An 18,735-nucleotide genomic window follows, 5' to 3' on the forward strand; every position below is an offset into this window, starting at 1 on the left:
AATAGCAGACACAGACACCACAGTACCAAAAATCTGACCAGACACAATCTTCGATGGAGCTAATTCTTCGTCAGTACCCTGCTCAAGATAATGCACAACATACGAAAGATCCGACCTAGCAGTCCATTGGGCATACAATGTTATATCAATACCAACATCACGGGTGAAAAGAGCCTCATCAGCATAATAATTGCCAGAACCATCCGCCTCAGTATTCCAGCCATCAAAAGAGTAGCCAAGCCGACCAAATGCATTAGGGCTCAAATTAACAGGATCGTTAATACTTGCCAAAGTAGCAGGCATCATGCCTTCAGAAGCCCCATTGCCATCATAATTAATGAAATAATTATACCTAGTACTCCAAAGGGCGGTTAGAGTGATATCGCCATTAACACCTATAGGAAACTCGTAAACCTTGTCGCCTATGTGATTAAGAGTTATTTGGGTATCACCAATGGTATATTTAGCGGTCCAATCTGTGAAAATATAACCGGATCGCTCTGGTTTGAATATAGGAGGAATAGTTTCGTCCACAACATACGATTCAGGATTATCAGGATGGTTTACACCACCCTCGCTCAACACATATGCAATTGTGCAGTTAAAAATGTGTGAATTCACCCATAACGCCGGATAAACAAGTCCACGTTCATTTAGGTTGCCATCGGTGTGGATTTGGAAGGCTCTGCCGTTGCTGGCTAAAGCTCCTGCCGTGTCAGGTACGTGGGTTGAAGGCGAGCGGAGCCACATACCAAATATATAAATCGCATTTATAGGTATGTTGATTTTGGCAAAGTTATTATTTGCTATGGTATTGCTAGGCTGATTTTCAGGGTTCATACCATATACGTCATGTGTTTTGGACAAGAATTCTGTAACTTCGCTAAAGCTTAGTGCGAAAGCAACATTATCACCGCTATCCATTTGAATATTGGATGGTGTGCTAAACCCATCGGTTAACGACTCCGGATAGGCAGTGGTACCGATAGTACTTATCGCATTGTTTTGCATTGTATAAGAGCGGAGCCGCGCATTACTTGGCAGGTTATCCAGCCCGCTGTTGGCTTCGCCGTTAAACCAATCGTTGATACAGTTTCGGACATTACAGCCAGCGTCTAGGTAATTGTTGCCAGATGGGCTACTGTAGACTGTATATTGCCATTCTGGATCGCCATGATTAATGGAACGGAGGTTAAGGTAATCGGTGCGCACAATTAGTGAGTAATCGTCATATTTTGCGATTTCAACCCAATTGGATGTATCACCTGTCAGGCGCGGAGTAAGAATTCTGCCAGTGCATGCTTCTAGAGGTGGAGAAGGCTCAGCAGTGCTCGGTGGAATCAGGGGAAACATTGACACCATTAATAGTATTGTGATGGTTATGGATAATAACGTGTTTTTTTCTTTTTTTACAAATTGATTGATTATTTTATTATTGTTCATTATTTTGTATGCTCCATAAATTTTGGGAGGGGTGACAGCGGGGAAGTGCTGTCAGGTGTGATAGTTACGCCGATCCCCTCCCACAAGTTTTTACTATTAATCAATAGTTTATAAATTTATTTACCGCTTATTTGGTTATAGACCAAAGTTAACCATCAATTACCGGTACTAAAAACCAGCAAAATCCCTCCAACGGCTAAACTATGCACCGCACAGCCAGAAAGTTCACCAATAATCACGATATACTGCCGTTCGTCACGAAAAGCACAACAGACATACAACAGCACACCAAAAACTGAATTTTAGAAAACAAATACATAATGAAGCCAAGAGATAACATGTTAAAACGCAGGACAATAATAGAAAAATTGAAATCAAAAGCTACAGCTATTCCCCATGTGAACAAACCTTGAAGTGCCCTAAATGTGAAAACAATATGCCTGACGACGCAGGTTTCTGCTATAAATGCGGTACCCAGATTGCAGATACAACATCATTTCTCATTGTGACAACCCCAACAGTTGCTGGCTATAGAGTCAAAAAAGTTTAGGTATTGTAACAGGATTAACTCCCCGTACCAGAGGCATCTGGGGCCAATTTGTGGGAGGAATAGAATCGATGATTGGAGGCGAAGTGACAGCTTTTTCCTCAGAAATAGAAAAAGCCCGTTGGGAAGCCATCGATCGCATCAGAAGCCGAGCAAAAGCCATGGGTGCAAACGCCATTATAGGATTAGATGTTGAGACTTCAAGCATAGGCCAATCTAATGCCGTGTTGTTCTCGGCAACTGGAACCGCAGTCCTAATTGAGCAAGAAAGCTCCAACGAAACAACAAACTAAGAAAATAAACAAAGAAAAAACTGCTATATGGGAAAGAAGCATGTAAGTGATCAGCGGTTAAATACCACTTTCTATGATAACAAAAGGGGTTAACACATAGAACTATTTAGAGCGTTTCTGGCTGTCAAACAAGCGTTGAGAACAAAAAATAGGAAATATCATCATGGTTGAAATTGAGTACCCAAGGATTTCGCTTCAGGGATTACTTGAAGCAACTGCACAAAGAGCTTCAAGAGAGACCGGTCTTGTTTTTGGTGATAGATGTCTCCCTTATTTTGAGTTGGATTTGTTGTGTAATCGGTTTGCAAATGCTCTGTTGGGTTTGGGTGTAACAAAGGGGGAACGGGTTGCACTCTTTCTGCCCAATAGTTTCCAGTTTGTCATTGCATATTTTGGGGTGCTCAAGGCAGGTATGGTCGTGACTGCGTTAAGTCCCCTTGCTCACGAACGGGAGATTGAGTATCAGCTCTATGAATCAGAAGCCCAAACCATAGTGACTTTGGATACGCTCTATCCTATCGTGCAAACGGTGTGGGAAAAAACCCAGCTGAAAAATGGGGTAATCACAGGGGCAGAAAGTTATGGGGATAGCCAGGTTGATAGAAAACGCATAGGTATAGTCGATTTTGAAGTTTTGCTAAAGGGTGCTTCGGGGGTTGTTCCAGATATTGCGGTTGATCCTGAAGTTGATTTAGCGGTACTTCAGTTTACAGGAGGCACCACTGGTACCGCTAAAGCGGTCATGTTGACCCATCGTAATCTTGTTTCTAATGCGCTATCTTTTGCTTCTGCGATAGATGCCACAGAACAAGACGTGTTTCTCTCAGCATTACCCCTTTGTCATATCTATGGTATGACCACAAGCCTTACAGTGCCTGTTAGTTTGGGAGCTACGATGGTGTTACTGTCTAGGTTTGAGGTGGGCAGAGTCTGTGAAACTATCCATCGACATCGGGTCACGGTTTTCTGTGGCGTTCCAACTATGTATCAGAGGCTCCTTGCAGACAACGCCTTTGCCAGTTGTGATTTAACATCGATTCGTGTGTGCATTTCGGGGGCTTCATCTTTGCCGCCGCATGTGCAGAAGCGGTTTATGAAGGTTACAGGCGGAGTTTTGGTGGAGGGTTATGGGCTAACGGAAGCCTCGCCTGTGACACATTGTATGCCTATTGACAAGGTGCAGATTCTACGAACGGGTTCAATTGGGTTGCCTCTGACGGGTACTGAGGCGAAAATAGTGGATACCCAAACGGGAGAAAAAACACTGGTAACAGGGGAGATTGGAGAGTTAGCTGTGCGAGGGCCCCAAGTAATGATGGGGTACTGGCGCCGTCCGGATGAAACGGCCCTTGTGCTTCGTGACGGCTGGCTTTTTACAGGCGACATTGCCTACAAAGATAGTGACGGCTACTTCTACATTGTAGACCGAAAAAAAGACCTTATCAAACACAAAGGCTACAGTATCTATCCCCAGGAACTTGAAAAGGTCTTGTATGAGCATCCGGCTGTGAAGCTCTGTGCCGTTGTTGGAAGAGATGATGATGTGTTAGGTGAGGTTCCAAAGGCCTATGTCGTGCTCAAGGAAACGGTTTATGTGTCTGAGCGGGAACTACAAGAGTTTGTCAATCGGCAAGTCGCCAGCTACAAAGCCATAAGAGATCTTGAGATTTTGACTAGTTTACCGCTGAGTTCAGCAGGAAAAGTGCTTAAAGGGATACTCTAACAGGCTTACAAAACAAACTACTGGAGCTAGTTTTGTCGAGTTTTGCGTAAATATTATATGTGCGCTTTGACTGTTCGATTGCTTTGAGGTCGAGCTGTTGTCTAAACAAGGCAAAACACGCACAATTGAGGAAATTAATCAGAAAATCCTCAAAGGCGACGCTCAAGTCTTAACCGCTCAAGAAATGAAAAAGCTTGTCGAGAGCAGCGGTGTTGAGGTTGCCTTCAAAGAAGTTGATGTTGTCACCACAGGTACCTTTGGTGCTATGTGTTCTTCAGGAGCAGTCATTAACACAGGACACTCAGATCCACCTATCAAAATTGATCGCGCATGGATAAACGGGGTTGAAGTTTGTCATCCCGGAGCCGCGGTGGATCTGTTCATAGGCGCCACCAACATGTCAGAAAAAGATGTAGTTGAGTATGGCGGCGGACATGTTATCGAAGATTTGGTTGCGGGCAAAGAAGTATCACTACGCGCCATCGCCTATGGCACCGACTGCTATCCTCGAACAACTCTTAAAACCACCCTAACCAAAGAAGATCTAAACCAATTCCAACTGATCAATTTCCGTAACTGCTACCAACGCTACAACTGCGCCGTTAACAGCAGTGATGAGATTATCTACACCTACATGAGCAAACTCTTACCCCACTTCCGAAACGCCACCTACAGCGGAGCAGGAGAGCTAAACCCACTTATGAACGACCCCGACTATGAAACCATGGGGATGGGCACCCGTATATTTCTAGGCGGCGCACCAGGCTACATAATTGGCGAGGGTACACAACACAATCCCAAAAACCAATTCGGCAACCTCATGGTCAAAGGCAACGCAAAAAAAATGTCACCCGAGTTCCTGCAGGGAGCCAGCTTTACCAAATACGGAACCAGCATGTATGTGGGTTTGGGTGTTCCAATTCCAATACTAAATGAGGGGTTAGCCAAAAAAACAGCCATCCGCGACGAAGACATCTTTACCGATATTATTGATTACAGCGTACCCCAACGCGACCGACCTAACTTGGGCAAAGTCAGCTACAAAGAACTCAAATCCGGAACCATTACCGTTCAGGGCAAAAAAGTCCGGGTCAGCTCATTATCGAGTCTCAAGATGGCAAAAAAAGTTTCCCAAACCCTCAAAACCTGGATTGAAGAAGGCACCTTTACACTAACTGCACCCGTGGAACGACTACCCACCGACACCATATGTAAACCAATGCGTCAAACCGAAGAAATCCCCTTTGTTACAAACGTTATGCACCCCGCCGTAACCTGCATCGAAGGCGAAAAAATCCGCGCCATCGCCGAACGCTTAGTCACCAAAGCCATCAACCACATAGTTGTGGTAGACAACAAAGGCAAACTCCGTGGTATTGTCACCTCCTGGGACATCACCCGAGCTATGGCAGAAGGCAAAAAAGACTTAGGAGATATCGAATCACGCAATGTCATAACCGCCAAACCCGACGAACCCCTAGAAACCGCCTCTAAGCGCATGGCCCAACACAACATCTCAGCCCTGCCAGTGGTCGATACTGAACATCGAGTAGTGGGCATCATCACCTCAGAGGATGTCTCAAAACTCTTGGGGAGATAACAAATGGCAAGATTGCTAATACGAGTTAACGAAGAACAAGCCTCCGAACCCATAGCAGCCCAAATCATAATCGAATACAAAGTACCAATGGCCATCCTCTCAGCCCATATTAACAACAAAGGCGGCGAAATTCTAATTGAAATCCCCGATGAGATGGAAACCAAAATCGCCGACGCCTTCCAACGCCGCGGCGTCACCGTAACCTTACCCAAACAAATCCAAGTCAACACAGAAAAATGCTTCAGCTGCGGCACCTGCATCGCACTCTGCCCCGTAGAAGCCATAAAAACAAACCAAGAAGACACCGTCGAGTTTAACAAAGAAAAATGCCTCGGCAACACCTGTAGCATCTGCGTTGATGCCTGCCCCGCACGCGCCATAAAATCCCTAAAAACCAACGGCGCAAACCATACCAGGAAAAAGAAAACTTGACCGATAGTCTCATCAAAGAAAACTTTAATCTCAAAGAATCTCAATGCACCCTTATCTCTGAGAGTACAAAAGCCATAGAAGCCGCCAAAGAATCCATCCGGCGCAACCGCTTTGAACTTGAACTCCACATTCGAGCTAACCCCAAATTTCTCCACACCCTAACACCCATCCCGCCACCCAAAGAACCCCTGGTTGCAAAAATGATGGCGGAAGCCGCAACCAAAGCAGATGTGGGACCGATGGCAGCGGTTGCTGGAGCCCTCGCAGACATAGCCGTCACAGACATGAAACAGACAGGATGCAAAGTAGCAGTGGTAGAAAACGGCGGCGAAATCATGGCGGATTCAGACCAACCCGTAGATGTGGCACTTGCAACAGGAGAAGAACCCCTCTCAAGACGCTTTGGGTTTCGACTCACCGAGTTTCCCATAGCCATCGCAACAAGTTCAGGACGATTCAGCCACGCACTAAGTTTTGGCGATGCAGAGGCTGCAACAATTTTTGCCAAAAATGCGACACTGGCTGATGCAGTAGCAACAACGGTGGGCAATATGGTAAAAGGAAAAGATGCTAAAACCGCCATCCAAACAGCAATAGAGAGGGGATTATCAATCGAAGGAATACAAGGGGTTATGATTATTTACAAAGGACAAGTTGGAACCGGAGGAAAAATCCCCCAAATCATCAAAATAACTTAACAGGGTTCATTGAGTATGGCACTGTTAGGTCACAACTGATTACAAGTTGATCAGTGAAGGCTATTTTAACATACCAAACAAGCATGAGCGAAGAAAACAATCCTTCAAAAATAAACTCAGTTCCGAAAGGCTTATATTTTTATGGTACTGAGTGATTGGTCAGGTTCGAAGCATGTCTAATATAATCGCAAAAAATGTCAGCAATACAGCACATATATGCAGCTTCGACTACGGATTTTATTATTTCGGTTATTTTCCTTAAGCCCAGAACTGCCAGCGCTTTTGAGTTCAGTTCTGGGCAAAACATGGGCGGGAACATAAATGGCAAAACAAGACAAAGCGAACAAAATTGTTGTTAAATTTGGCGGCTCTAGTCTAGCCGATCATGAACGGCTCCTCAAAGCAGTCAACTCGGTTGTCAACGAAACAAAGAAAGGCACCAAAATCGCGGTTGTAGTTTCGGCTATGGGCAAAACCACCGATACTCTACTAAGCGCGGCGAAAAATACCTCAAATGGAAAACTAGCAAAACACGATTTAGATGACATTCTCTCCATGGGTGAACGCACCAGTGTGCGCATATTTGCTACAGCACTGCGCAATAACGGTGCAGATGCTTGCTACTTTGACCCCATGGATAATAAATGGCCCATCATAACCGATGAGGCCTTCCAAAATGCTAATCCAAATCTCAAAGAATGCCAAAAAAACATCCAAGAAGGCATCCTACCGCTTGTAGAAAAAGGCACAATACCTGTCATTGCAGGGTTTGTGGGCAAAACCAAAGAAGGTAAAATAACCACTCTTGGGCGAGGTGGAAGTGACACCACAGCCTTTATCTTAGCAGAGGGTTTAGGTGCTGATCAGGTGGTGCTTGTCACCGATGCAGAGGGCATTATGTCAAGTGACCCCAAAATAATCCAAAATCCTCGCTTGCTTCCAACTATTGAGGTAAATACACTAGTTGGATTAGCAGACAGCGGCGCCAAATTTATACACAGCAAAGCCCTCAAATACAAACCCCAAAACATTGATGTCAAAGTTATCAGCAACCAGCATGGCGATCTTGGTAAACAAGGCACCATAATAACTGGCAACCTATCCTCCGAGCTCAACGCAGAAATCGCTGATGCCTCACCAGTAGCAGAAATCACAGTTATCGGCAAGGGCTTATCGGCTAACCCGCAGGTTATCACCGAGATTATCGGCAAAGTCAGAGAAAATACCACACTCTTGGGTATGTCGATGAACACTAATTCCATTATTCTCTACATATCCCAAAGTGAAAATATTGATGATCTATTTAATCAAATTCACCAAATCACCATAAGCAATAAGGAAACTATAGCTATGGCAGTCAAAAAAGATTTGGTTTTCATCAAAACAAGTGGTGTAGGACTTGAGGAGTCACAGGGCATTATAGGGCGGATAAGCGAAGATCTCCGCCTCAACGGCATAAACATCAGCGGCATCTTGACCATTACCTCAAGTATTCTACTGTTTGTAGAATGGAACGAACAGAAAAAAGCACTAAATCTAATCAAAAATGCACTAAAAACACATAAAGGCGAAGAAAATTGAACGTTGGCAAAACTCGCAGACTAAAAAGAATCATGCAAAAAGATGACCACACAGTCATCGTACCTATGGATCACGGTGTCACCATCGGACCCATGCAAGGCATAATCGATATGCAAAAAATAACCAACCAGATAGTCGAGGGCAGAGTTGATGCCATCTTGGTACACAAAGGCATCGCAAAACGCATCGATACCGACGATGCAGGCTTAATCGTCATGCTAAGCGGCGCATCAAACCTTGGACCCAACCCCAACGGCAAAATCCAAGTCTGCAGCGTTGGAGAAGCCCTACGCCTAGGCGCCGACGCAGTTAGTGTACATGTAAACATTGGCGCACAAGACGAAGATCGAATGCTGGCAAACCTAGGCAAAGTCAGCGAAGAATGCGAACACTACGGCCTACCCCTCCTAGCAATGATGTACCCAAGAGGACCCAAAATCCTAAACGAACACGACACAACCGCAGTCGCACACGCAGCCCGCATCGGCGCAGAACTCGGCGCAGACATCATCAAAACCAACTACACAGGCAGTATAGACACATTTAAAACCGTAACAGAAAGCTGCCCCGCACCCATCGTCATAGCAGGCGGACCCAAATGCAAAGCCCCAAACGAAGTCCTCCAAACCACCCATGACGCCCTCCAAAGCGGTGCCGCGGGCCTCTCAATAGGACGCAACGTATTCCAATGCGAAAACCCCACCGCAATTATCAAAGCCCTCTCAGCAATCGTGCACAAAAACGCCTCAGTAGAACAAGCACAAAAAATGCTGGGGGAAAACTAGTGAAAGAACTCTGGATAGAAACCCCAGACAAAACAACCCTCCAAACACAGCATATCGATGTAATCATCAAAGAAACTAAAGCACGCTTTCTATCAACCAACCAAACCTGTGACATACTAACCCCAAATAATCAAATCGAAGTTGAGAAAAGCAACGCCAAAATTTTACGCATCACCATCAAAGACAAAACCTCAGAAGACCTAATTGTCAGAGCCGCACAAACAGGCATCCCCTATCTAATTGTAGGCACAGAAAACTGGCGCATAATTCCACTCGAAAACCTAATCGCCCGCATAAAGGGCAAAAGTAAACTCATCGCCGAAGTCACCAACGCCCAAGAAGCAAAAATTGCCCTAGAAACCCTCGAACTGGGCACCGATGGAGTTCTACTCAAAACCTCCGACCCCGAAGAACTTCTCAAAACTCTCGCCATTGTTAAACCCGAGACCTTAAAACTACAGATGACAACAGCCAAAATTGTTGCCACAAAACCCATCAGCACAGGCGCAAGAGTATGTGTAGACACCTGCGATTTGATGACCCAAGGCGAGGGCATACTAGTGGGCAGCCAAAGCGCCGGACTCTTTTTAGTCGAAGCAGAAGTTAACGAAAACCCCTATGTTAACTCACGACCCTTCCGCGTAAACGCCGGCTCCTGCTCAATGTACACATTGGGCAACCTCCAAACCACCCGCTACCTCCAAGAGTTCAAAGCCGGAGACGAAGTCATAATCATAAACCGCGAAGGTCAAACACGCAGAGCCAACGTAGGCAGAATAAAAATAGAAATCCGCCCCCTCATACTCATAGAAGCACAAGCCCAAGATAAAACAATCAAAGTTATTCTCCAAAACGCGGAAACCATCCGCGTAGTCACCCCCAAAGGCTCCAAACCCGTCACCGAACTCAAAGTAGATGACGAGGTGGTGGTGCACCTAGCAGCCAAAGGCGGCAGACACTTTGGCATATCAGTACCCGATGAAACGGTGATTGAGAAGTGACCCAAAAAATCTGTGTCTCAATTCTCCCCAAAACCCTAAATGAAGCACACACCCTCATCAAAAAAGCAGAACAAAACCAAGCCGATCTCATCGAAATCCGACTCGACAGCTTAGAACAGACAATAAACCTCTCAGAACTCACCAGAAGCACAAAAACACCGCTCATAGCCACCAATAAACCCCAAACTGAAAAAGACGACCCCGCAACAATCAACAAGTGGCAACAAACCCTAATAGAGGCCGCCAAAGCAGGCTTCCAATATGTTGATGTGGATTTCTTTAGTCCCAAACGCGACGAAACGGTTGTCAAACTCAAGCAACTAGGCACCCAACCCATCATATCTTACCATAAATTCGATGGTGTGCTGAGTGTTTTTGCGCTTGAAAAAATACTGAATGAACAGCTCTTAGCAGGGGCCGCAGTTTGTAAAATTGTGCTAACGGCCAATCAGATTGAAGATAATTTACCTATTTTGAGTTTTATCTCATTTGCCTCAACTAAGGCAAAGCTGGTTTGTTTTTGCATGGGCAAAGCCGGCAAAGCCTCACGACTGCTCTCACCAGCTTTTGGGGCCTACTTTACATTTGCATCTCTTGAGCATGGAGATGAAACAGCACCGGGTCAGATGACTATAACCGATATGCGTATAGCCTACGAGGTGCTAGGAATAGAACCATGACCACCATATCGGGCAAAACCCGCATATGCGGTATCATTGGCGATCCCGTTGAACACTCCTTGAGTCCTATTATGCACAATACCGCCTTTGAAGCGCTGGGTTTAGACTATGCTTTTTTGGCCTTTAGAGTCAAACCGGCCTGTGTTGCCGCGGCAGTAGAGAGTATGAGGGCACTAAATATTCGGGGCTTAAATGTTACTATGCCCCACAAGACCACCGTTATGGCAAGTCTTGACCGCACTGATCTCTCGGCACAAATTATAGGCTCAGTAAACACTATTCTTAACAAAGAAAATTTATTGTTAGGCTTTAACACTGATGGTACGGGTGCAGTTAAGGCGCTAAAAGAAAACGGTGTGGAACTCAAGGGCAGAAAAGTTTTGCTCCTAGGAGCCGGGGGAGCTGCCCGAGCGATTGCGTACTCAGTAGCTAAAGAAGCTGATGAGTTAGCAGTGCTCAATCGAACAGTTAAACACGCTCAAACATTAGCTAAACTGATTGAAAGATCAGTTAACAAAAAAATTGCACACGGTTCACTATCACCAAGTGATATTGAGCAAAATCTTCAAGACTCCGATATTCTCATAAACGCCACATCTATAGGTATGAAACCTCGCTCAGACACAAGTCCCATCCCGCCAAAACTGCTCCGATCCAATCTCTCAGTTATGGACATAGTCTACAACCCCCTAGAAACCAGACTAGTAAAAGATGCCAAAGGGGCAGGCGCAAAAATAGTCAGCGGTGTAGAGATGCTTATCTACCAAGGCGCCTCGGCCTTTGAGATCTGGACAGGAAAATCCGCACCAGTTGGCGTTATGAGAAAAACAGTGCTCAACCATCTTCAAGAGAAGGCAAAAGAAAATGAAGGATAGCCGCGCCTCAGCAGTGGCACATGGCGCCGCAACAATTGTTAACGCAATTGCACTGGGCCAAGGCGCCGCATTTGGCGTGGATCTATGGACAAAAGCCGAGGTTAAACTAACCAACGAAGCAGGTATAGTCAAAGCCGAGATAACCTCAGACCCCAAAGAATGTCCCCTGCTTGTCGAGAAAACCACCGCCAAAGTTTTGAAACGCTTTGGCCTAGAGAACACCTTAGGAGCCCAAATCAAAACCCAATCCAACATCCCCATTGCCAAAGGCTTGAAGAGCAGCAGCACCGCCGCAAACGCAACCGCCCTTGCAACCCTATCCGCCATAGATAAGCAACTGGATGATTTGGAAATTATAAAAATTGGTGTCGAGGCCGCGTTTGAGGCAAAAGTTACCCTCACAGGAGCCTTTGATGATGCCTGTGCGTCATATTTTGGCGATGCCGTCATAACTGATAATCTAAATCAACAAATTCTCAAACAAACTGTATTGCCCAAAGAAGATTTAGCAGTACTGTTCTATGTGCCGTCCCAGAAAGCCTACACCATCAACTCAGATGTTTCTCGGCTCAAAACCGTTAAGTCCATAGTTGAGATTGCACTCAAAAAAGCACTAAATGGAGAGCTCTGGGAAGCCTTAACATTAAATGGCTTAGCTTACTCTGCTGCGTCTAATCAAAATCCAGCCATTGCTATTGATGCACTGGCCGCGGGAGCAATTGCGGCAGGTTTATGCGGTAAAGGGCCTGCCGTAACTGCAGTTACCCCCAAAGACAACGTCGACAACGTACGAGCCGCACTGCAAAACTATGAAGGTGAAATCATACTAACTTATCCTAACAGCAAAAAAGCGGAGGTGCTCAAACCATAACCGAAGAGATTGTAGCCATTAAAAAAACTCAGAAGCTACAGGGGGAGGTTTTTGCGCCGTCTTCAAAGTCCTATACTCAGCGTATGGTCATAGCCGCTTCATTGTCAGCGGGTCACTCAGAGATTAGATATCCCCTTCTAGCTCAAGACACTGAGGCAACCCTAAGAGCGGTGAGTGCGTTTGGTGCAAAGGTCCAACTCGACGAGAAATTTTGTTGGGTGATTGAGGGCACGGAGTCCCTCAGAGCGCCAAGGGAACCCATAGATTGTGGGGAGTCAGGTGCGACTCTTCGCTTTATGATACCTATTGCAGCTCTTGCTAGGGGAGATTCGATATTGTTGTTTAGAGGGTCACTTAAACGCCGTCCCGTGGAACCCTTGCTTTTGGCTCTTGAGACGCTGGGTGTGAAAACTCGAGTTGGCAGTTATGGGGGGGTAGATGCAGTTTTTGTTCAGGGCAACGATGGGGGTGGTATAGCTGGGGGTGAGACTGCGATTGCGGGGGATATAAGTTCTCAGTTTATCTCAGGGTTAATGTTTGCCTGTCCTTGGGCAGGTTCAGATACCAAAATTAAGTTAACTTCACCATTGGAGTCTAGGGATTATGTAGAGATGACTCGAGCTGTTTTGGCTAACCATGGGGTGACCGTAGAGCTTGCCGAGAATAGTATTTTGGTTCCAGGGGGTCAAAGCTACAAAGCAACAGATGAGCGGGTACCGGGAGATTTCTCCTCTGCAGCGTTTCTCTTAGCGGCTTCAGCTATAACGCACGCACAGATCAGGGTTAAGAATTTGGATTATTTCGGGGCGCAGGGGGATAGAGCGATTCTTGAGGTACTAAAAGAGATGGGAGTTGAGAGCAAAATTGACTCGGGTAGTGTTGCGATTTATAGTCAAGGAGACTCATTGGAACCCATTGATATTGATGCACGAAATATTCCGGATTTAGTTCCAGTAATTGCCGCTTTGGCCTGCTATGCCAAGGGTACCTCAAATATTTGGGGTGCAAAACGGCTTCGACTCAAAGAATCAGACCGACTTCAAGCCGTTTATGTGGAGCTGAGTAAAATGGGAGCGGAGATTTGTCTAACAGAAGACGGGCTGACCATAACAGGCACACCTCTCCATGGTGCAGTTATTGATTCGCATAATGACCACCGCATTGCCATGGCAACCTCGGTTGCAGCCTTGGGTGCAGAAGGCCAAACCATAATTCAAAATGCAGAGTGTATCAGAAAGTCTTATCCGCAATTCTTTATTCATCTAACCCAATTAGGAGCTGACATCGTTGGCGGGAAACTCGATAGGTAGAGAATTCACAGTAACAACCTTTGGCGAGAGCCACGGCAAAGTCGTGGGGGTACTAATTGATGGCTGCCCAGCAGGATTAGCACTCAAAGAAACTGATTTCCAAGAAGAACTAGACCAAAGAATTCCAAATAACCCCAACATCGTCTCACCGCGTATGGAAAAAGACACCGTACAATTTTGGAGCGGAGTGTTTAACGGCAAAACAACAGGAGCACCACTCACCCTAACAGTTGAGAACAAAGAAACCCGATCCAGCGACTATGAAGCCACAAAAACCCTGCCCCGCCCCGCCCACAGCGACTACCCCGCACATATACGATATGGCGGATTTAATGACTACCGCGGCGGCGGACGCTTCTCAGGCCGCATAACAGCAGCACATATCCTAGCAGGAGTTGTTGCCAAAAAACTCCTTGCACACCAAAACATTGAGGTTTTAGCCTACACCCGAACTATCGGCCCAATTAATAGTCAAAAAGAATTCACACTAACACAAATCAAAGAAAATCGCAAAGCCACCTCCACCCGATGTCCCGACTTGGCAGACGATGCAAAAATGGAAGCCGCCATCCTCTCAGCTAAAGAAGCAGGCGATAGCATAGGTGGAGTTATTGAATGTCTCACGCTCAATGTGCCTGCAGGTATTGGGGAGCCGCTATTTGATACCCTAGATGGAGATTTAGCTAAGGCTCTCTTTAGCATCCCAGCAGTCAAAGGGGTAGAATTTGGCACAGGTTTTAGAGCCGCTCAAATGCGAGGTTCAGAAAACAATGATGCCTTTCGCATAAAAGACGGCCAAGTGATAACCACCACCCAAAACGCCGGCGGCATCATGGGCGGATTATCAAACGGCATGCCCATTATTCTCCGAGTGGCCATCAAACCCACCCCCTCCATCACCAAAGAACAACAAACCGTGGATTTGGCAACTATGACAAACGCCCAACTAGGCATTAAAGGCAGACATGACTATTGCATAGTTCCAAAAGCAGTACCCGTTGTGGAAGCCACCGTGGCAATAACATTGATTGATCATCTGATACGTGCAGGCAAAATCCCCAAAACCCTAAGGAGCTAAAATTATGGGTCAAATTGATGAGATGCGGAAAAAAATAGATGATATAGATGAACAAATCATAAAAGACCTCTTAGAGCGCATTGAGATCTGCCGCGTTATAGGGGAGCTTAAAAAGCAACAGGGCAAACCCATCCAAGATCGCTCGCGAGAAACCCATGTGTTTAGCAAAGTCAGAGCTCAAGCAGAAAAACTCGGGCTAGATCCAGCACAGATTGAGAGTATTTATCACGAAATAGTTAATATGTGCAGCAACGTTCAACAATAGAGACTCAACGAGAGGTAACCGCGTTGCTCTATGAAATAAACGAGAAAGCCCTAAAGCTTGAAAGCGAAGGAAAAAAAATTATCCGACTAAACCTCGGAGATCCAGACATGGCAACACCGCCTGAAATCGTAGAAGCATCCTACACTGCGATGAAAGCCGGCAAAACCAAGTATTCCTCATCTTATGGTGAAATGCGGCTGCGACAAAAAATCGCCGAGGTTCATGGCGCCAAAGCAGAAAACGTAGTGATTACCCCTGGTTCAAAGTGGGGAATTTTTGCCTCCATGTTTCTGATGCTAAAAAACGGCGGCAATGTCATCATCCCAACCCCCTATTGGACAGCCTATGATTTAATCGCCAAAACCTTAGGCATCAAAACCAAATTGCTCCGCACCGAGATGGAAAACGACTGGAAAGTCGACCCCAATGAACTCGAAAGCCTCATCGATGCGGAAACAAAGATGATTATTCTAAATAACCCCAACAATCCCACAAGCAAAGCCATGGACAACAAAACCCTCGATGGCATTGTAGAGGTTGCTAACAAAAAAGGCATTGTTGTGCTCTCAGATGAAGTCTATGGCGCTATCAGCTTCAACCCAACCAAGAGCATCCTTGACTATGGAACTGACACGCCCCATATTGTAAGTAATGGCTTTAGCAAAACCTTCACCATGACCGGCTGGCGTATTGGCTATCTTGTTGCCAACAAACCCTTCATCGACAACGTTACCAAACTTAATCAAATCACCATAAACAACGTACCGGTCTTTATCCAAGATGCCGCACTCAAAGGCTTAGAACTCCACGCCCAAATCGCAGGAAACATCAAAGCCAAATACAAACAACGCGCCGATTTGGCCAGCAAAAAACTCGCATCCGCCGGCTTCAAATTCACCCAACCAGATGCACCTTTCTATCTCTTTCCCAAACGCGACGGCCTAGACGGAGAAAAATTCACTCTTGATCTGCTAGATAGAGGTGTAGCAGTGGCACCGGGCACAAGCTTTGGCGACTACCGCGAACATTTCCGCATAAGCCTAACCGCCCCCGACGACCAAATCGAAACCGCACTGGATAAAATCTGCGAGGCCACCAATTGAGAACCGCGGTTCTGGGCACAGGGAAAATGGGCGTCTGGTTTGCAAAATACTGCAAATCCAAAGGCGACACCGTTATTCTCGCGGGCCGGAACGCAGAAAAACTTGCCGAACTAAAAAACGAGTTGGGCGTAGAAACCGCAGATTTCCCAACCGCAGTTAGGGGCGCAGACCGCGTACTTATCTGCGTATCCATCTCCAGTTTTGAAGAGATTGTTAAAACAATCAGCCCCGCAGTCCATGCAGACCAACCCATCATGGATATTTGCTCCATAAAAGAATACCCTATAAACATCATGCACCAACACCTAAAAGACGCCCTGGTTTTGGGAACTCATCCTGTGTTTGGGCCAGGCAGCAACGGAGTAGCCCACAAAGCCTACGTCCTAACACCCACCAACCCCAAGGAACAAACATACGCAGAAGAATTCAAAGCCTGGCTTGAAAAAGACCAAGCACACGTGTTTGTCATGACCCCGCAAAAACACGATGAACTGATGGGCATTGTGTTGGGCTTTCCACACTTTCTAGGATTAGCCGCCTGCGAAACGCTTCTAGAACAACCCGGATTTAGCGAATCCAAAAAACTAGCAGGCACCACCTACCGCATGCTTGTCACCCTAGCAGAATCCGTAGCCATGGAAACCCCCGACCTCTACGCCAACGTCCAAACCAAACTCGCCAACCTAGACAAAATGGAAGAACGCTTCATCACCAACGCCCAACAATGGCTGGACTTGATGAAGAAAAAAGACTCCAACGCCTTAATGGAACGCATGAACCAACTCCGAACAAAACTAGAAAAAACAGATAACCAATACACCAAAAGCTACGAAACCATGTACAAAATGCTCCAATCAACCGAAGAATAAACAAACAAACAGATAATGTAAAGTAAGCATTTTTCCGAACTATGCCTCGTTAGGATTCTTCCACTTAGAGCTACAACAGGCTTTTGTATGCGATTTATAGATTGGGTTTTAGTCTATTTCGCTTTTTGAACAAGTAAAGCCACACACAACAAACCACAATCACAACCGCAACTCCTACAACTAGTAAAATCGAAAAAACTGACAATCCAAACAAAAAAGACCCCGATGTACTAGGCGGTAAAGAAGGCAAAACAAACGACGGAGAAACTGCCAAAGCAAAAACACACTCATCACAACCCACATACAAAACCCCATCACAAACAACAGGCGAACCAACACCACCCCCAACACCTCTAGCCCAAGTAAAAGAATGGGATATAGGATAACGCCATAACTCAAAACCACTGGTAGCGTTTAGAGCAAAAAGATTACCCTCAGAAGAACTAAAATACAAAACGCCCTCATAAAATGCCGGCACCGACAACCCACTCTCACCAATTATAGCACTCCAAATTTTTGTCCCATCAGTCGCATTTAATGCACACACATCACCCTTATTTGAAACCACATAAATCAAACCACCGTTAAGAAAAGGATAACCACGCAACCGATCAGAAGTGTAGGTGTAGCGCCAAATTTCTTGGCCGTTACCAGCATCAAGGGCATAAACATTACCATCAGCAACACAAAAATAAAGCAAACCATCATCAGACACAAAAGAAGACACACTAAAATCATTGTCCCAAGGTTTGGATCCTACTGTGTAAGTCCAAATTTTACGGTCACTTTGAGCGTCGAAAGCGTAAACAGTGTTATATGACCCTACTACATAGACAACATCATCAACAACCAAAGGAGAAGAAGTAACATAACGAATATCAGAATAGTGCCAAAGCATATCGCCCGTAGCAACATCTAAAGCACGAAGTCCCGATTCAAGGCAAACATACAAAATATCATTTGCAACAACCGAAGGGGCTATAATAAGGGTTCCACCACTAGTGCTTACAGATTGTTCCCAAAGCTTAGTGCCGCTATATGCGTCTAGAGCATACATGATTCGACTATACGAACAAAATATCTTGCCATTATCAACTACTGGAAACCTGCAATATCCATCCAATGTCCATAATGTTGTTCCGCTGGCAGCGTTTAATGCATAAATAGACCGGTCCTCAGTTGCAAAATAGAGAATCCCCTGAGCAAAAATCACAGGGGAATTGACTTGACTGTCTGTTGTGTAATTCCAAAGGGGAACTGGAACAGTTGAGTTATCAGTTGAATTACTATCAGACAGCGAAGCTGTTGTTAATGGAACCATGTTTGAGGAAAGCAGGATAAATGAAGAACTAAAAATGATAACAACAGCAAACACAACAACCAGAGGCACAAAAGAGTTTTTCAGCCCTGCACATAAATGCACAGGATGGAGAGAACACCAATTTTTAAATCTATAACAAATACTCAATTTATCCCACACCAACAATTTTTGGAATTAATACTGCTATAAATTGAGTGAATGTATCTTAAACTTAGAAGCATATTACACACCAAGTTTATAGTACTTACAGCTAAGAGACT

At 45.5% G+C, this 18,735-nt stretch carries 19 protein-coding genes; 17 read left to right on the forward strand and 2 right to left on the reverse strand.

Annotation, left to right across the window (positions count from 1 at the left end):
• Positions 1–1,443: InlB B-repeat-containing protein (locus tag FWF39_RS06010; protein WP_343382538.1), on the reverse strand; the 1,443-nt coding region annotated here is incomplete at its 3' end.
• 409 nt (positions 1,444–1,852) lie between these two features.
• On the opposite strand from FWF39_RS06010, the gene FWF39_RS06015 reads away from it, so the two are divergent.
• The 17 genes from FWF39_RS06015 to FWF39_RS06095 all read left to right on the forward strand — a co-directional run bounded on the left by FWF39_RS06015 (position 1,853) and on the right by FWF39_RS06095 (position 17,154).
• A complete protein-coding gene (locus tag FWF39_RS06015; RefSeq protein ID WP_343382539.1) occupies positions 1,853–1,993 on the forward strand; it encodes a zinc-ribbon domain-containing protein in 141 nt (46 codons plus the stop codon).
• A gap of 50 nt (positions 1,994–2,043) precedes the next feature.
• Positions 2,044–2,283, forward strand: a complete 240-nt coding sequence (locus tag FWF39_RS06020) for a heavy metal-binding domain-containing protein (protein ID WP_343382540.1) — start codon at positions 2,044–2,046, stop codon at positions 2,281–2,283.
• A gap of 163 nt (positions 2,284–2,446) precedes the next feature.
• Positions 2,447–4,006, forward strand: a complete 1,560-nt coding sequence (locus tag FWF39_RS06025; protein ID WP_343382541.1) for a long-chain fatty acid--CoA ligase — start codon at positions 2,447–2,449, stop codon at positions 4,004–4,006.
• A gap of 97 nt (positions 4,007–4,103) precedes the next feature.
• On the forward strand, positions 4,104–5,606 hold the full coding sequence (locus tag FWF39_RS06030) for a homocysteine biosynthesis protein (protein WP_343382542.1): 1,503 nt from the start codon (positions 4,104–4,106) through the stop codon (positions 5,604–5,606).
• Positions 5,607–5,609: 3 nt separating this feature from the next.
• On the forward strand, positions 5,610–6,038 hold the full coding sequence (locus FWF39_RS06035; protein ID WP_343382543.1) for a 4Fe-4S dicluster domain-containing protein: 429 nt from the start codon (positions 5,610–5,612) through the stop codon (positions 6,036–6,038).
• Positions 6,035–6,736 (forward strand): UPF0280 family protein, encoded by a 702-nt coding sequence (locus FWF39_RS06040; RefSeq protein WP_343382544.1) that lies wholly within the window; start codon positions 6,035–6,037, stop codon positions 6,734–6,736. Before FWF39_RS06035 ends, FWF39_RS06040 begins: the two co-directional genes overlap by 4 nt.
• Positions 6,737–7,057: 321 nt before the next feature.
• On the forward strand, positions 7,058–8,317 hold the full coding sequence (locus FWF39_RS06045; protein WP_343382545.1) for an aspartate kinase: 1,260 nt from the start codon (positions 7,058–7,060) through the stop codon (positions 8,315–8,317).
• A complete protein-coding gene (locus FWF39_RS06050; RefSeq protein ID WP_343382546.1) occupies positions 8,314–9,102 on the forward strand; it encodes a 2-amino-3,7-dideoxy-D-threo-hept-6-ulosonate synthase in 789 nt (262 codons plus the stop codon). Before FWF39_RS06045 ends, FWF39_RS06050 begins: the two co-directional genes overlap by 4 nt.
• Positions 9,102–10,103, forward strand: coding sequence for a 3-dehydroquinate synthase II (locus FWF39_RS06055; protein ID WP_343382547.1), 1,002 nt, complete (start codon positions 9,102–9,104; stop codon positions 10,101–10,103). The genes FWF39_RS06050 and FWF39_RS06055 overlap by 1 nt, the downstream gene beginning before the upstream one ends.
• On the forward strand, positions 10,100–10,783 hold the full coding sequence (locus FWF39_RS06060; protein ID WP_343382548.1) for a type I 3-dehydroquinate dehydratase: 684 nt from the start codon (positions 10,100–10,102) through the stop codon (positions 10,781–10,783). The genes FWF39_RS06055 and FWF39_RS06060 overlap by 4 nt, the downstream gene beginning before the upstream one ends.
• Entirely contained in the window at positions 10,780–11,658 is an 879-nt protein-coding gene (locus FWF39_RS06065; RefSeq protein ID WP_343382549.1) for a shikimate dehydrogenase, read from the forward strand. The genes FWF39_RS06060 and FWF39_RS06065 overlap by 4 nt, the downstream gene beginning before the upstream one ends.
• Positions 11,648–12,529: a shikimate kinase gene (locus FWF39_RS06070; RefSeq protein WP_343382550.1), complete on the forward strand. Its 882-nt coding sequence runs from the start codon at positions 11,648–11,650 to the stop codon at positions 12,527–12,529. Before FWF39_RS06065 ends, FWF39_RS06070 begins: the two co-directional genes overlap by 11 nt.
• Positions 12,530–12,546: 17 nt before the next feature.
• Positions 12,547–13,839: a 3-phosphoshikimate 1-carboxyvinyltransferase gene (aroA, locus tag FWF39_RS06075; RefSeq protein WP_343382567.1), complete on the forward strand. Its 1,293-nt coding sequence runs from the start codon at positions 12,547–12,549 to the stop codon at positions 13,837–13,839.
• On the forward strand, positions 13,817–14,917 hold the full coding sequence (gene aroC / locus FWF39_RS06080) for a chorismate synthase (protein ID WP_343382551.1): 1,101 nt from the start codon (positions 13,817–13,819) through the stop codon (positions 14,915–14,917). Before aroA ends, aroC begins: the two co-directional genes overlap by 23 nt.
• A 4-nt stretch (positions 14,918–14,921) precedes the next feature.
• Positions 14,922–15,182 carry a chorismate mutase gene (locus FWF39_RS06085; RefSeq protein WP_343382552.1) on the forward strand — a complete coding sequence of 87 codons (261 nt, stop codon included), beginning with the start codon at positions 14,922–14,924 and terminating at the stop codon, positions 15,180–15,182.
• Positions 15,183–15,205: 23 nt separating this feature from the next.
• Positions 15,206–16,285 (forward strand): pyridoxal phosphate-dependent aminotransferase, encoded by a 1,080-nt coding sequence (locus FWF39_RS06090; RefSeq protein ID WP_343382553.1) that lies wholly within the window; start codon positions 15,206–15,208, stop codon positions 16,283–16,285.
• On the forward strand, positions 16,282–17,154 hold the full coding sequence (locus FWF39_RS06095; protein WP_343382554.1) for a prephenate dehydrogenase/arogenate dehydrogenase family protein: 873 nt from the start codon (positions 16,282–16,284) through the stop codon (positions 17,152–17,154). Before FWF39_RS06090 ends, FWF39_RS06095 begins: the two co-directional genes overlap by 4 nt.
• A gap of 94 nt (positions 17,155–17,248) precedes the next feature.
• On the opposite strand, the gene FWF39_RS06100 is transcribed toward FWF39_RS06095, so the two are convergent.
• Entirely contained in the window at positions 17,249–18,544 is a 1,296-nt protein-coding gene (locus tag FWF39_RS06100) for a PQQ-binding-like beta-propeller repeat protein (RefSeq protein ID WP_343382555.1), read from the reverse strand.
• Positions 18,545–18,735: the final 191 nt, after the last annotated feature.

The sequence above is a fragment of the Candidatus Bathycorpusculum sp. genome (genome assembly GCF_009778815.1).
GTDB lineage: Archaea > Thermoproteota > Bathyarchaeia > Bathyarchaeales > Bathycorpusculaceae > Bathycorpusculum > Bathycorpusculum hydrogenotrophicum.